At 54.3% G+C, this 337-nt stretch carries 1 protein-coding gene; it reads left to right on the top strand.

Annotated elements, in window-relative coordinates:
* The coding region (locus LK536_RS58600; protein WP_506092313.1) for a hypothetical protein at positions 1–309 on the top strand (309 nt) is incomplete at its 5' end.
* Between the last annotated feature and the right edge of the window lie 28 nt (positions 310–337).

The raw sequence follows: 337 nt of genomic DNA, 5'->3' as shown, positions 1-337 counted from the left end.
AGGAAAGAAAAAAGGAAAAAGGAGGAGAAAAAGAAGAGGAGGGGGAGAGAGAAGGAGGAGAGGAGGAAAGAAGGGAAAAAGAAGGAGAGGGAAAAAGGGGAGAGAAGGGAAGAGAGGGAGAAGGAGGGAAGAAGGGGGGAGGAAAGGAGGAAGAGGGAAAGGAAGGGGGAGGGAAGGGAAGGGAAAGGAAAAAAAGAGAAGAAAGGGAGAGGAAAGGGAGGGAGAAAGGGGAAAGGAAAAGGGGGGGGGAGAGGGGGAGGGAAGAAGAGGAGAGGGCAGGGAAGGGGGTACAGGGCCCGGCCAGGATGACATAAAGAAGCATTCGCCGGTGCTGGGT

The sequence above is a fragment of the Clostridium pacaense genome (assembly GCF_020709765.2).
Classification (GTDB): Bacteria; Bacillota; Clostridia; order Lachnospirales; family Lachnospiraceae; genus Enterocloster; species Enterocloster hominis.
The sequence above is the reverse complement of the archived record's forward strand: the minus strand, read 5'-3'. Positions and strand labels throughout refer to the sequence as shown.